Origin of the sequence: Burkholderia sp. FERM BP-3421, from assembly GCF_028657905.1 — a bacterium.
Lineage (GTDB): Bacteria > Pseudomonadota > Gammaproteobacteria > Burkholderiales > Burkholderiaceae > Burkholderia.
The window spans coordinates 1,884,134-1,897,094 of sequence record NZ_CP117781.1 but is presented as its reverse complement, the minus strand read 5'-3'; the positions used below and the strand labels follow the sequence as shown (position 1 = coordinate 1,897,094).

Sequence of the window (12,961 nt, the reverse complement as noted above, 5' to 3'; positions counted from 1 at the left end):
GGCGAGCCTCGTCCGGCCTTCGCCGCGGCCGCTTGCCCGGCGCTTTTTGCTATCATCGCGGCTGTATAAACATACAGTGATCGCACCCCGTGTCGACCGCGCCATCGTCTCCTCCCGCGTTCTACTACCTGTCGAATTTCGAGCGCGCGCTCGCGTGGCTCGATGCCCGCTACGACGATCTGTTCGACGACGCCGAACGCGCGTTCCTGCGCGATTTCGCCGCGTTGCCGCGCGCGTCGCGGGCGCTGCTCGTGCGGATGCTGATGCGCAAGGGGCCGCTGTTTCGCGAAAGCAAGCTGACGTACGACGAGATCGGTCCCGCGCGCGACGCGGCGGCCGCGCTGATCGCCCTCGGCTGGGTCGATCCGGCGCCCGGGCTGTCGCTCGACCAGCTGTTCGCGCTCGTCACGCGCGCGGAACTCGCGCACCTTGTCCCGGCCGGCGCGGGCGCGCGCAAGGCCGACCTGCTCGCGCACCTGCGCGCCGGCATCGGCGACGGCGAGATCCGTCCGTTTTCCGCATGGCATCCGGCGGCGGACGAACGCGTGCTCGCGGTGACGGTCGGTCCGTTGTGCGATCGCCTGCGGCTGATGTTCTTCGGCAACCTGTACCAGGACTGGTCGGAATTCGTGCTGGCCGATCTCGGCGTGTTCCAGTATGAGCCGGTTGCGCTCGGGCCCGCGTCGCGCGCGTTCCAGCGGCGCGAGGAGGTCGACGCCTATCTCGCGCTGCATGCCTGCCGCGAGGCGCTGGCCGTCTGGCCGGACGACGCGCCGCTCGACGCGCTGACGGCCGCCGCGGATGCGCTCGCGTCCGACAATCCCTGGCTCGCCACGCGTCGCGCGAAGCTGCTGTTCCAGGTGGGCCAGACCTGCGAGCGGCGCGGCGAATGGGCCGGCGCGCTGGCGGCCTACCTGCGCAGCGCGTGGCCCGGCAGCCGTCACCGGCGAGTGCGCGTGCTCGAACGCAGCGGCCAGGAGGCGGAAGCGCTCGCGCTGGCCGAGCGCGCCGCGCGCGAGCCCGAGAGCGAGGAGGAGGCGCAGCGCCTCGCGCGCATGCTGCCGCGCCTGCGTCGCCGCGCCGGCGGGCCGGTCGCGCGCGCCGCGCGTCCCGGGGCGATTCCGCGCGGCGTGCTGCGGCTTGCGCCGCCCGCCGGGCCCTTCACGGTCGAGACCGCGGTGCGCGACCATCTGTCCTGCGACGAAGCCCCGGTGCACTACGTCGAGAACACGCTGATCAATTCGCTGTTCGGCCTGTTGTGCTGGGAGCCGGTGTTCGCGGCGCTGCCGGGCGCGTTCTTCCACCCGTTCCAGCGCGGGCCGGCCGACCTGCACGCGCCCGACTTCCGGGCGCGCCGCGCCGCGCAGTTCGACGCGTGCCTCGCACAGCTCGACAGCGACGCCTATCGCGAGACGATCCTGCGCCACTACGCGCAGAAGGCCGGGGTGCAGTCGCCGTTCGTGTTCTGGGGCGCGCTCGACGACACCTTGCTCGCGCAGGCGCTCGCCTGCCTGCCGGCCGCGCATCTGCGGCTGTGGTTCGAGCGGCTCCTGCAGGACATACGCGGCAACCGCTCGGGGCTGCCGGACCTGGTCCGTTTCTGGCCGGCCGAACGCCGCTACGAGCTGATCGAGGTGAAGGCGCCGGGCGACCGCCTTCAGGACAACCAGATCCGCTGGCTGTCGTACTGCGTCGCGCACGGGATGCCGGTGCGCGTGCTCGACGTGGAATGGCGCGATGCGCCGGGCGAGACCCGCGAGGTCGACGAGGAGGCGGGCGCATGAGCTACGTCGTCGCGGTGCGGGCGTTGTGCGAGTTCACCGCGCGGGGCGGCGATCTCGACCTGCGCTTCACGCCCGCGCCGACCGCGCAGGAAGGCATCGCCGGACACGGCCGGGTGACGTCGCGGCGCAGCGACGGCTATGAACGGGAGGTCACGCTGTCGGGCGCGCATGGCGCGCTCACGGTGCGCGGCCGCGCGGACGGCTACGACCCGGCGCTGAACCGCCTCGAAGAGATCAAGACCTATCGCGGCGCGCTGGAGCGGATGCCCGCGAACCACCGGGCGCTGCACTGGGCGCAGGCGCGCGTCTACGGCCATCTGCTGTGCCGCGCGCGCGGGCTGGCGGAACTGACCGTCGCGCTCGTCTATTTCGACATCGCGAGCCAGGTCGAGACGATCCTGACGGAGTCGCACACGGCGGCGTCGCTGGAGGCGTTCTTCGTCGACCAGTGCGAGCGCTTCGCCGGGTGGGCCGCGCGCGAGACCGCGCATCGCGCGGCGCGCAACGCGGCGCTGCTGGCGCTGCCGTTTCCGCACGGACAGTTCCGCAGCGGCCAGCGCGAGCTGGCGGTCGCGGTCTATCGCGCGGCGCGCGACGGGCGCTGCCTGCTCGCGCAGGCGCCGACCGGCATCGGCAAGACGCTCGGCACCTTGTTCCCGATGCTGAAGGCGTGCGGCGAGGACCGGCTCGACCGGGTGTTCTTCCTGACCGCGAAAACCCCGGGCCGCGCGCTCGCGCTGGAGGCGCTCGACACGCTGCGCGGCGGCGCGGCCGACGGCGTGCCGCTGCGCACGCTCGAACTGGTGGCGCGCGACAAATCCTGCGAGCATCCGGACAAGGCATGCCACGGCGAGTCCTGTCCGCTCGCGCGCGGTTTCCACGACAAGCTCGCGGCCGCGCGGGCCGAGGCGCTCGACGGGCGGCGGCTCGACCGGGCGGCGGTGCGGGCCGTCGCGCTCGCGCACGAGGTCTGTCCGTATTACCTCGCGCAGGAGCTGGCGCGCTGGAGCGACGTGGTGATCGGCGACTACAACTATTACTACGACAGCGGCGGCGCGCTGCTGTACGGCCTCGCGCAGCAGAACCAGTGGCGCGTCGGGGTGCTGGTCGACGAGGCGCACAACCTGCTCGAGCGCGCGCGCCGGATGTACAGCGCGGGGCTCGACCAGTTCGCGCTGGCCGGCGTGCGCCAGCTGACGGACGGGCCGCTCGCGCGGCCGCTCGAACGGCTCAATCGCGAGTGGAACGCGTTGAACCGCACCCAGGAGGACGCCTACGCGGTGCTCGAAGCGGTGCCGCCGCGCGTGCTGTCGGCCGCGCAGAACCTGATCGGCAAGGCCACCGAGCAGCTGGCGGACGCGCCGCTGTCGATCGACGAGACGGTGCTGCGCTTCTGTTTCGACGCGATGCATTTCGTCACGCTGGCCGAGCAGTTCGACACCCATTCGCTGTTCGACGTCACGCAGGCGGCCGGCGCGCGCAAGAGCAAACCGCGCTCGACGCTGTGCGTGCGCAACGTCGTGCCGGCCGACTTCCTCGCGGCCCGGCATGCGGCCGCGCACGCGACGGTGCTGTTTTCGGGCACGCTGAACCCGTTTCATTTTCATCGCGACACGCTCGGCCTGCCGGCCGACACGGCCTGGATCGAGGTCGACGGCCCGTTCCGCGCGGCGCAGCTGACCGTGAAGGTAGCGGCGCACGTGTCGACGCGCTGGCGCGACCGCGAGCGTTCGCTGGAGCCGATCGTCGCGCTGATCGCCGAACAATATGCGGCGCGGCCGGGCAACTATCTCGGCTTCCTGAGCAGCTTCGAGTACCTGCAGCAGGTGGTCGGCCTGCTGCGCGAGCGGCATCCGGCGCTGCCTGTATGGGCGCAGGCGCCCGGCATGGACGAGCCGGCGCGCGATGCGTTTCTCGCGCGCTTCCAGGCGGACGGGCGGGGCATCGGCTTCGCGGTGCTGGGCGGCGCGTTCGGCGAGGGCATCGATCTCGTCGGCGACAAGCTGATCGGCGCGTTCATCGCGACCCTCGGGCTGCCGCAGATGAACGACGTCAACGAGGCGATGCGGCGCGCGCTCGACGCGCGCTTCGGCAACGGCTACGACTACCTGTACCTGTTCCCGGGGCTGCAAAAGGTCGTGCAGGCGGCGGGCCGGGTCATCCGCACCGAGCAGGACGAGGGCGTGGTCCACCTGATCGACGACCGCTACCGGACGCGCGCGGTGCGCGACCTGCTGCCCAGGTGGTGGCGCGTGAGCTGAGGCGGCCCGGCTGCTGCGCTCGAATCGACGTCATCTGCTGCTGTTCTCGCCGCGCTTGCCGGGCGAACATCGGTCACGGACAAACCGCCCGGTGAAACGGGCGAGGAGCGGATCATGAACCTACTCAAAATGCTTCGGATGGTGTTCTGGAGCTTCTTCGGCGTGCGCAAGGGCGCGTCGCACCGCGCCGATCTCGCGGCCGTGAAACTGCCGTGGCTGTCGATCGCGATCGTGGTGTTCGTCACGGCGTTCGGCGCGACGTTGTTCTCGCTCGCGAAACTCGCGGTCGCCGTCGCGCGGTGAGCGGCGCTTCGCCGCCGGCGCTCAGGCTTCGGCCGGATGCCGCCGCACGGCCGGATCCGCGAGCAGGCCGCCGAGCGCACGCAGCGCGGCGTCGGTCGCATCGCTCCACGGATGGCCGAAATTGAGCCGTACGCAATGGCCGAAGGCGTGCGACGCCGAGAAGATCGGCCCCGGCGCGAGCCCGACGCCGCGTTCGAGCGCGAGCCGGTGCAACGCCATCGCGTCGATCTCGCCCGGCAGTTCCAGCCACAGGAAGTAGCCGCCCGCCGGGCGCGTCCAGCGCACGTCGGCGGGCAGCCAGCGCGCGATCGCGTCGCCCATCCGCGCGAGCTGCGCCTGGAGCGCCGCGCGCAGCTTGCGCAGATGGCGGTCGTAGCCGCCGTACTCGAGATAGTCCGCGAGGCCCGCCTGCGCGGGTACGCTGGCCGACAGCGTGGTCATCAGCTTGAGACGCCGCACGCGCGCGGCGAAGCGGCCCGCCGCGGCCCAGCCGATCCGGTAGCCGGGCGCGAGCGTCTTCGAGAACGAACTGCAATGCATCACGAGCCCGTGCCGGTCGAACGCGCGCGCGGGCAGCGGACAGCCGGCGTCGAAATGCAGTTCGCCATAGACGTCGTCCTCGATCAGCGGCACCTGGTGGCGCGCGAGCAGCGCGACGAGCGCCTGCTTGCGGTCGAGCGACAGCGTCGCGCCGGTCGGATTCTGGAAATTCGTCATGAACCAGCACGCGCGGATCGGATGCCGTTCCAGCGCGGCCGCGAGCGCATCCAGGTCGAGGCCCTGCGCCGGATCGACGGGAATCTCGACGACCCGCAGGTCGAGCCGCTCCGCCGCCTGGAGCGCCGCGTAGAAGCCGGGCGCTTCGACCGCGATCACGTCGCCCGGCCGCGTGACCGCCATCAGGCACAGGTTGAGCGCATCGAGCGCACCGTCGGTGACGACGATCTCGTCGAGCGGCTGCGCGATCCCCATGCCGACATAGCGCAGCGCGATCTGCCGGCGCAGCGCGTCGTTGCCGGGCGGCAGGTCGGCCACAGTGCCCCACGGGTCGATGCGCCGCGCCGCCTGCGCGAGCGAGCGCGCGAGGCGCGGCAGCGGGAACAGCAGCGGCGACGGGAAGGCGGAGCCGAGCGGCGCGAGGTCGGGGCGCTTCGCGGCGTCGAGCACCGAGAACACGAGTTCGCTGATGTCGACGCGGCTCGACCCCGCCTCGGGCGGGACGGCCGCCGCGCAGCTGTCGGCCGCGGTGGCGTCGGGCACCCGCGCGCCGGGCGCGACGAAGTAGCCGGACCGCTCGCGGGCGCGGATCAAGCCCCATTCCTCCAGCAGGTAGTACGCGCGAAACACCGTCGACTGGCTCACGCCATGCTGCGCGATGATCCGGCGCAGCGACGGCAGCCGCGCGCCGACGGGCAGGTTGCCCGACCGGATCTCGGCTGCGAGCGCGCGGGCGAGCGCCTCGTAGCGCTTGGTCGGGGCGGCGGGCGCGCTCATCGATCCCACTCCGGCGTGCCGCCGAAGCGTTCCGCGAGGAAATCGATCAGCGCCCGGGTTGCCGAGGGCAGTTGCCGGCGCGACGCGTAGAGCGCATGGATGTCGAGATCGGGGGGCGCATAGTCGGGCAGCACGGCGACGAGCGCGCCGGTGCGCAGATATTCGTTGGCCGCGAAGGTCGGCAGCAGCGCGATGCCGCCGCCCGCCCGCGCCGCGCGCAGCAGCACGGACGACTCGTTCGTGGCGAAGTTGCCCTGCACGGGCACGGCGATCGGCTCGCCGCCGCGGCCCAGGTGCCAGACGCTCTGGCCGAAGTACGCATAGGTCAGGCAGTTGTGGCGCGCGAGATCGCGCGGTTCGGTCGGCGTGCCGCGCGCCTGGAGATAGGCGGGCGCGGCGCACAGCACCGAGCGGCACACGCCGAGCTTGCGGGCGATCAGGCCGGGATCGGGCGCGCGGGTGATGCGGATCGCGAGGTCGATGCGCTCCTCGACCAGATCGACGGTGCGGTCGACCACCTGAAGGTCGACCGATACCGCCGGATAGCGGGCGAGGAAATCGAGCAGGGCGTCGGACAGATGGGTCTGCGCGAAGATCGCGCTTGCCGTGAGCCGCAGCTGGCCGCGCGGCGCACCGCCGTCGTCCGCCGCCAGCGATTCGATCCGGCCCGCCATCCCGAGCATGTCGCGGCACAGCGGCAACATCTGGGTGCCCGCCGTCGTCAGCGTCAGGCGGCGGGTGGTCCGGTGCAGCAGGCGCGCGCCGGACCATTGCTCCATCAGCGCGACATAGCGCGACGCCATCGCGCGCGACATGTCGAGATGCAGCGCGGCCGCCGAGACGCTGCCGCGCTCCGCTGTCTCCACGAACACCCGCATTGCGGTGAGCCGATCCATATTCGCTCAATCCATGCAACAAATCGTCAATCGGCGCATTGTATTTGATTGGATGGAGATCGAATAGACTGGCGTCCAAGCTACTTTCCCGCTGGAAGAACCATGACGAACGACCTGAAACTGCAGTATTTCTTCGATCCCCTGTGCGGCTGGTGTTATGCGGCGGCTCCCGCGCTCGCGGGATTGGCCGAGGCCTATCCCGACGCGCTGGAACTGATGCCGTCGGGGCTGTTCGCGGACGAGGGCGCGCGGGATCTGACGCGCGATTTCGCGGACTACGCGTGGCGCAACGACCAGCGGATCGAACAACTGACCGGCCAGCGTTTCACCGAGGCGTATCGCCGCGACGTGCTGCTGCGCGACGGCGTCCGCTTCGACTCCGGTCCGGCGACGCGCGCGCTGACCGCGCTGCGGGAACTGGACCCCGGCCTGGAACATGCGCTGCTCGAAGCGATCCAGCTGGCGCGCTACGTCGACGGGCTCGACACCGCGCGGGCCGAGGTGCTGGGGCAGATTGCGGCGCGCGTGGCGGCGGCCGCGCAACGCCCGCTCGACGCGGCCGCGCTGGCGCGCCGCATCGACGAGGATCCTGCGCTTGCCGCGGCGACGGCCGCGCGCACGAACGACTCGCAGCGGATGATGCAGGCCTTGAGGGTGTCGGGCGTGCCGCAGTTGCTGGTGACGCGCAACGGGCGCAGCCAGTTGCTGCACGGCGAACCGCTGTATCGCGGTCCGCAGGGCCTGCTCGCCTTGATCGAGCAGGGCGGTCGCGAGGCCTGAGCGGGCGCGCGCCGGCGGCGGGCCGGCGGCCCGCCGTTATTTTGCGGACAGCACAGTATCGAGCCGATCGCGCGTCGCGGCGGGCGCGGCCTGTCGCCACCAGCGCTCGCCCGTATGCGGGGCGGTGAGATCGAGCCGCTCGCCCATGCGTGGCGTCGCGACCGGGATGCCTTGCTCGGCCGCAAGCAGCGAAACCCGCTCGAACGGCTCCTCCCAGCGATGCATCGCGAGATCGAAGGTGCCGTTGTGCACGGGCACGAGCCAGCCGCCGCGCAGGTCGCGGTGCGCCGCGACCGTGTGTTCCGGCTGCATGTGCACGTACGGCCATTGCGCGTCGTACGCGCCGGTTTCCAGCAAGGTCACGTCGAACGGGCCGAGGCGCTCGCCGATCGTCCGGAAGCCGTCGAAGTAGCCGGTATCGCCGCTGAAGAACACCCGCAGGGTGTCGTCGGCGATCACCCATGAGGCCCACAGCGTGCGGTTGCCGTCGAACAGGCCGCGCCCCGAGAAATGCTGCGCGGGCGTCGCGGTGAAGCGCAGGCCGCCGAATTCGGTGCTGTCCCACCAGTCGAGCTGGCGCACCTTCCCGGCCGGCACGCCCCAGCCGATCAGCCGGTCGCCGACACCGAGCGGCGTGATGAAAACCGCCGCGTGGGCCGCGAGCTTCAAGACGGTGGCGCGATCGAGGTGATCGTAGTGGTCGTGCGACAACAGCACGCCGCGGATCGGCGGCAGCGCGTCGAGCGCGATCGGCGGCGCATGAAAACGCTTCGGGCCGAACCAGCGGAACGGCGACGCGCGTTCGGCGAACACCGGGTCCGTCAGCCAGTAGCCGCCGTGCAGTTTCAGCAACAGCGTCGAATGGCCGAGGCGGTAGAGCGAGCGGTCGGGCGCGGCGTCGAGCTGCGCGGCCGTGAGCGGCTCGACCGGCAGCGCGCGCGACGGTGTCGTGCCGGACGGCTTGTTGAACAGGAAATTCCACAGAATGCCGAGCGTCTTCGACGCGCCGTCGACCGGCTTGGGCTTCGGATTGCGGAAGTGCGCGCCATCGTGCTGCGGTGAGCCCGAATGGTCGGCGAGCGGAGAACGGAACAGGGCGGACAGGCGGGCAATCACAGGCGGTGCTCCCAGGCGTGGATCGGGTGGATGGCCGCTGCGTGAACGGCCACCGAAAGAAATTACACTAAGCAGTGTAGTTTTTGATATCTCAAAAGTAAACGGCTGAGTGTAAAATTGCGTGATGTCCGATCTTCAACCTTCCCGCCTGACCGATCGCAAGCGTGCCGCCATCATCGAGGCCGCGATCGACGAATTTCTCGCCGCCGGCTACGACACCGCGAGCATGGACCGGATCGCGGCGCGCGCGAGCGCGTCCAAGCGCACCGTCTACAACCATTTTCCGAGCAAGGATGCGCTGTTCGCGGAGATTCTGCAGCGCCTGTGGGAAGCGACCTGCGCGGGCGAGACGCTGCCGTACCGGGCCGACCGCCCGTTGCGCGAGCAATTGCTGGCGCTGCTCGCGCAGAAGTTCGCGCTGTTGAACGATGCGGCGTTCATGTCGCTCGCGCGGGTGGCGATCGCGGCGGGGATGCATTCGCCGGAGCGCGTCCAGGCCATGATCGCGCGGCTGGGCGAGCGCGAGGCGGGGCTGACCGAGTGGATCCGCGCGGCCGCCGCGGCCGGCCGGCTGAAGACGCCGGATCCGGTCTTCGCCGCGCATCAGCTTGAAGGCCTGGTGAAAGGATTCGCATTCTGGCCACAGATCGCGCTTGGCCAGCCGCCGCTCGCGGCGGACCAGCAGCGCGCGGTGGCCGAGTCCGCCGTCGACATGTTCCTCGCGCATTACGGCTGATACCGTTTTTCGCGCCGGCGCGGCCGGGGCTTGCCGCGATCGCTTTAAATCCGCGATTCCCGCTTGACCGGCTTGATAATGCCGCCCATTTCACTGTTTTACGCAATATGAATATCCGATCGTGAATCAGTCGGTATAGATCACACGAAACTGTGATTTAATTCCGGCCAAACACGAATTGACCGGCGGCGCGCGGGCACAACCCTGCGGGCCGCCGTTCCGCTCGGGGAGAGGGCCTCCGGCGAGCACGCGGTATCTGACCTACACGTGGTGAACGAACCAGTGGATCGCGTATGAACATGACAGAACTGGTTCAGGCCATTCGCGGCGGCCTGATCCAGCAGGACCGGCTTTTGAAAGCCGATATTCCCGCCTTGCCGGCCAATTCGCTGGTGCCGAGGCGGGTCGTCACGTCGTCGGTGCTCGGGCGCGATTTCAGCGTGACGCTCGACATGGTGTCGACGGCGGGCGACATCGCGCTGAAGACCTTGATCGCGCAGCCGATGACGCTGTGGATCCGCCAGGCCGACCGCAGCTATCTGCCGATCAACGGCTATATCCATACCGCGCGCCGGCTCGGCGCCGACGGCAGCCTGACCACCTATCAGTTGAGTTTTGCGTCGTGGCTGCACTTCCTGCGGTTTCGCAGCGACATGCGGCTGTGGCAGGACCGCAGCGTCGACCAGATCGTCACCGACATCTTCAGCGCGCACCCGCAGGCGAACGGGCATTTCCAGTTCGCCCTGTCGCGCGCGCTGCCGTCGCGTTCGTATTGCCGGCAGAGCGAATCCGACTGGCATTTCGTGCACCGGCTGCTCGAATCGGAAGGCCTGTTCGGTTTCTGGCGGCAGGCACAGGACGGCAAGTCGCACAGCTACGTGATCACCGACAACCTGTTCGCGCTCGACGCGATGGCGCCCGAGGTCGTGCCGTTCAGCCGCTCGGGCGCGTCGGGCGAGGCCGACGCGTTCACGCAGTGGTCCGGTTCGCGCACCTTGCGCAGCGTCGCCCATGCGACCCGCACGTTCGACTACAAGGACCCGTCGACGCCCTCGAATCCGAAGGGCACGAGCCTGCCCACGCGCGGCGACCAGGGCGCGCTGCCCGATCAGCTCGAGGTCTATACCTACACGGGCGCCTACACCTACGCCGACCAGGATCGCGGCGATCACCTGAGCAAGATCCAGCTTGAAATCTGGGAATCCGAAGCCAAGCGTTTCCACGGCGCGGGCGGCGTGTACGGGATCGAGGCGGGCCGACGCTTCACGCTGCGCGGCCATCCCGAGCACGATCGCGATGCGGCGGAGCAGAACGCGTTCGTCGCGCTGAAGGTCTGGCGCTACATCGAGAACAACCTGCCGCTGTCCGACCACGAGGCCGACTTCCCGCACAGCCTGAAGGCGCGGATCGCCGACGCGCGCGCCATGCAGGCGGGCACGGGGGCGGTGGCGCACGCGGACGGCAGCGAAGGCTTCTTCCTTGCCGAGGTCGAGGCGCAGCGCGTGGGCGTGCCGTATCGGAGCCCGCTCGAACACGCGAAGCCCGAGATGCACCTGGAGACGGCGATCGTCGTCGGCCCCCAGGGCGAAGAGGTGTACACCGACGCGCTGAACCGGATCAAGGTCCAGTTCGTGTGGGACCGGCTGAACCCGGGCGACGAACGCGCCTCGTGCTGGGTGCGCGTCGCGCATGCGGACAGCGGCGACGGTTATGGCAGCGTGCACGTGCCGCGCATCGGCGAGGAAGTGATCGTCGGGCACGTCGGCGGCGACTGCGACCGGCCGATCGTCCTGCATCGCGTGTACAACGGCGCGGTCACGCCGCAATGGAACAGCAACGGCATCCTGTCCGGCCATCGCTCGAAGGAATACGCGGGCAGCGGCTTCAACCAGCTCGTGATGGACGATGCGACCGGGCAAAACCGCGTGCAGCTGATGAGCAGCAGCGCGAACAGCCTGCTGCACCTCGGCTACCTGATCGACCAGAACGGCAACGCGCGCGGCCGCTACCTCGGCAGCGGCTTCGACCTGCGCACCGATGCGTACGGCGCGGTGCGCGCGAGCCAGGGCCTGTACGTCACGACCTACCCGAAAAACGCGACCAGCCAGCCGCTCGACGCCGGCGAGGCGCGTCAGCAGCTCGACAGCGCGCGCGCCGTGGTGGATGCGCTGTCGAACGTGAGCGAACAGCATCGGGCGGCGAACCTCAAGGACGCCTACGACACGCTGGGCGCGTTCAGCGACGCGACCCGCAACCCCATCGCGGGCGCGGCGGGCGGCGGCCGCACCGCGGGCGGCGGCACCGGCGAGGCGAATGCGTTCCAGGAGCCGGTGATGCTGTTCGGCAGCCCGTCGGGCATTGGTCTGTCGACGCAGCAGTCGGTGCATCTGGCGGCCGATGCGCAGATCAACATCGTCAGCGGGCAAAGCACCCATGTGGCGACCGGCAAGTCGCTGCTCGCGAGTGTCGGCGAGCAGCTGAGCCTGTTCGTGCAGAACGCGGGAATGAAGCTGTTTGCCGCGAAGGGCAAGGTGCAGATCCAGGCGCAGTCGGACAACCTGGAGCTGACCGCGCAGAAGACGGTCAAGGTGCTGTCCGCGACGGAGCGGATCGAGGTCGCGGCGGACCAGGGCATCCTGTTGACGAGCGGCGGCGCATACATCCGGATCGCCGGCGGCGACATCCTGATTCACGCGCCGGGGAAGATCGACATCAAGGGCGCCACCCACGCGCACGACGGGCCGACGAGCACAGGCTATCCGCTGCCGGCCGCGCGCCCGGACCAGCCGGGCCAACTCGAATTGAAGCACCAGTATGCGAATGGCGAGCCGCTCAAGGGCGCGTCGTTCTCGGTGCTCGACGCGAACGGCGCGGTGCTGCGCAAGGGCGCGCTCGACGATACGGGCCACACGATCGTCAGCGGGCTGCCGGCGGGCATGGCGCAGGTCCAGTTCGGCGAGGATCCGCGCAACCAGTATGACCGGGCCAGTGTGTTTAAGACCGCACCGTGGCCGGCGCAGCCGGGTGCGGGCGGCGACGTCGCGGGAACCGCGCTGTCGCGGCTGGGCGGTTTGTTGCCGGGCGGCGCGGGTCAGCTGGCGGGCGTGGCGACCCAGGCGGCGCAGGGTGGGCTCGGGCAGGCGCTGGGCGGACAGGCGATGGGGCTCGCGCAGGGCGCGCTCAAGCAGGCTTTGCCCGGCGGCGCGGGTCAGCTGGCGGGCGTGGCGACCCAGGCGGCGCAGGGCGGGCTCGGGCAGGCGCTGGGCGGACAGGCGATGGGGCTCGCGCAGGGCGCGCTCAAGCAGGCTTTGCCGGGCGGCGCGGGTCAGCTGGCGGGCGTGGCGACCCAGGCGGCGCAGGGCGGGCTCGGGCAGGCGCTGGGCAGACAGGCGATGGGGCTCGCGCAGGGCGCGCTCAAGCAGGCTTTGCCCGGCGGCGCGGGCAGCGCGCTTGCACCGGCCGGCCAGTTGCGCGCGGCCGCGACCCAGCTCGGCGGCTTGGCCCAGGCCGCGCGCGGCGCGGTTCCGCTGCTTTCCTTGTGATTTCGTGATCGCCGGGGCGTCGCGCGCGGCGCGGCGTCCTCTCTTTCTT

Annotated in this window: 9 protein-coding genes; 6 read left to right on the top strand and 3 right to left on the bottom strand. The window is 70.5% G+C overall.

The features are described from left to right. Positions 1-89: 89 nt before the first annotated feature. The 3 genes from Bsp3421_RS11380 (at position 90) to Bsp3421_RS11370 (ending at position 4,348) form a co-directional block, all read left to right on the top strand. Positions 90-1,784: a VRR-NUC domain-containing protein gene (locus Bsp3421_RS11380; RefSeq protein ID WP_273996069.1), complete on the top strand. Its 1,695-nt coding sequence runs from the start codon at positions 90-92 to the stop codon at positions 1,782-1,784. Then, positions 1,781-4,045 carry an ATP-dependent DNA helicase gene (locus tag Bsp3421_RS11375; protein WP_273996068.1) on the top strand — a complete coding sequence of 755 codons (2,265 nt, stop codon included), beginning with the start codon at positions 1,781-1,783 and terminating at the stop codon, positions 4,043-4,045. The genes Bsp3421_RS11380 and Bsp3421_RS11375 overlap by 4 nt, the downstream gene beginning before the upstream one ends. Positions 4,046-4,159: 114 nt before the next feature. After that, positions 4,160-4,348 carry a DUF2970 domain-containing protein gene (locus Bsp3421_RS11370; RefSeq protein WP_273996067.1) on the top strand — a complete coding sequence of 63 codons (189 nt, stop codon included), beginning with the start codon at positions 4,160-4,162 and terminating at the stop codon, positions 4,346-4,348. A 21-nt stretch (positions 4,349-4,369) separates the two neighbouring features. On the opposite strand, the gene Bsp3421_RS11365 is transcribed toward Bsp3421_RS11370, so the two are convergent. Continuing rightward, complete coding sequence (locus Bsp3421_RS11365) at positions 4,370-5,842, bottom strand: aminotransferase-like domain-containing protein (protein ID WP_273996066.1); 1,473 nt, start codon at positions 5,840-5,842, stop codon at positions 4,370-4,372. Further along, the gene (locus Bsp3421_RS11360; RefSeq protein WP_273996065.1) at positions 5,839-6,738 is read right to left on the bottom strand and encodes a LysR family transcriptional regulator; all 900 of its coding nucleotides are present in this window, start codon (positions 6,736-6,738) and stop codon (positions 5,839-5,841) included. The genes Bsp3421_RS11365 and Bsp3421_RS11360 overlap by 4 nt, the downstream gene beginning before the upstream one ends. 102 nt (positions 6,739-6,840) lie before the next feature. Between Bsp3421_RS11360 and Bsp3421_RS11355 the strand changes: the two genes are divergently transcribed. Continuing rightward, complete coding sequence (locus Bsp3421_RS11355; protein WP_273996064.1) at positions 6,841-7,518, top strand: DsbA family protein; 678 nt, start codon at positions 6,841-6,843, stop codon at positions 7,516-7,518. A gap of 36 nt (positions 7,519-7,554) precedes the next feature. Here Bsp3421_RS11355 and Bsp3421_RS11350 read toward each other — a convergent pair whose 3' ends face one another. Continuing rightward, positions 7,555-8,634 carry an MBL fold metallo-hydrolase gene (locus Bsp3421_RS11350; protein ID WP_273996063.1) on the bottom strand — a complete coding sequence of 360 codons (1,080 nt, stop codon included), beginning with the start codon at positions 8,632-8,634 and terminating at the stop codon, positions 7,555-7,557. Positions 8,635-8,758: 124 nt separating this feature from the next. On the opposite strand from Bsp3421_RS11350, the gene Bsp3421_RS11345 reads away from it, so the two are divergent. Beyond that, positions 8,759-9,370, top strand: coding sequence for a TetR/AcrR family transcriptional regulator (locus Bsp3421_RS11345; protein WP_273996062.1), 612 nt, complete (start codon positions 8,759-8,761; stop codon positions 9,368-9,370). 293 nt (positions 9,371-9,663) lie between these two features. Next, positions 9,664-12,912 (top strand): type VI secretion system Vgr family protein, encoded by a 3,249-nt coding sequence (gene tssI, locus Bsp3421_RS11340; protein WP_273996061.1) that lies wholly within the window; start codon positions 9,664-9,666, stop codon positions 12,910-12,912. Positions 12,913-12,961 lie beyond the last annotated feature (49 nt).